Annotated in this window: 1 protein-coding gene; it reads right to left on the reverse strand. The window is 41.7% G+C overall.

The features are described from left to right. Window positions 1-190: 190 nt before the first annotated feature. Window positions 191-862 (reverse strand): hypothetical protein, encoded by a 672-nt coding sequence (locus tag PX481_RS19475; RefSeq protein ID WP_002762999.1) that lies wholly within the window; start codon window positions 860-862, stop codon window positions 191-193. Between the last annotated feature and the right edge of the window lie 521 nt (window positions 863-1383).

The following is a 1383-nucleotide window of genomic DNA, read 5'->3' on the forward strand; positions in this document are numbered from 1 at the left end:
CTGTTAAAATCAGGTTAGCGATCACTATACAGCCAACTCTACGGAATCGCTCTACTCCAGATACAGTCAGCGGTACAGCCATTTTCAAGTGAAAAATGTACCCAGTAGTCTCTTTTCAATTTTTTCTTAGAAGCGACCTGCAGTAAGGGTTTTGTTAATTTTTTAGTATTTATGTATGGGGGAAGTCCAGTTATTCAGAAAGGATATCTTTAATGGCAAGCCAAATGCGTTTGAGCTTTTGCAGCAAACCCACTGGATTACCAGTAGATTCCACTTCTACCGAATCAACTAATTGTTGAATCCTATCCATACGCTCTGCTAAAGCATAAAGGTTATTCACCGCCTCATCCTTGCTTGCCAACGATTCACGCAGTAGAACAACCATTTCAGCAATTTCCTGCTTTAGACGCTCATTTTCAATTTTACGGCGAGTTTCCCAACCCTTGATGCCAGCCTTTGAGCGTCTTTCTCGTTTAAGCAGCTCTTGGGCTTCATTATACAGAGTCAGATATTGCGTCCGCTGGGCATCTGCTTCTTGATATTTGGCTATTAATTCAACAGTTTTTGCCTTCTCTTCGTTATAAAGACAAAGAGTTTGCTGATATCTTTGCTGCTCACTAAGATAGAGTTGATTATTCTGCGTTGCACGCTGCTCCCATTCATCAACTGCAAGCTGTGAAGTCTGAAGCTGTTGCTGCAATTGAGCTTTTTCCTGCTGCAACAAAAACTTATCACCTCTAGCATTATCTCGCTGCTGTTTCAGTTCAAGATAAGAGGGTGGCTCTGGCTGCCGAGAGCGAGGATTGTTGCGCTCATTATCACTATTAGAATCTCGGCGATCCGCCCTTCGCATCCCTGGCATAATTCAACCTCCGAAGCAGATATCCCTATAACTTGAGTCTTCCCAAATCAACGGAACGAGATAGCATTCGACAAGCTAAACCTCCTAATGAATCAATCAGTATCGATCACACTAAAAAATAACTTGACGGACACTATCACTACTAAGAGTTAAAGCGACCTAACGACTTAATCAAGAGGCAATCGCCACTCTCAACTTAAATCTAAAATATCATATTTGTCCGCTCCGATGATTTGCCATAACCCGATTACTTCTTAATTCTTAACTGTAGCGAGCATCAATAATCTTGGCGAACTGAACAACGAAGTCAGCTATTTTTAATTGCGTAATCCTTGCTCAAATAGCGACTATTGAGACTTAAACAAAAACTGAGGTAACAATAGTTAGGGTCTGCTGAAAAAGTTTTTCCTGGGGGTAGGAGTCAGTAGCCGGTCGTCAGGAGCCGGTCGTTTTAGGCTTTGTTGCCCTTGTTTTTTGTACCAAGCGATGTACTACAAGAAGGATAATGCAAGGTTTTTGAA

The organism is Microcystis sp. M53603_WE2, from assembly GCF_030065435.1.

Bases quoted from the DNA above. Each gene is read 5' to 3' on its own strand.
- PX481_RS19475 (WP_002762999.1), bottom strand. From the start codon at position 862: ATGCCAGGGATGCGAAGGGCGGATCGCCGAGATTCTAATAGTGATAAT.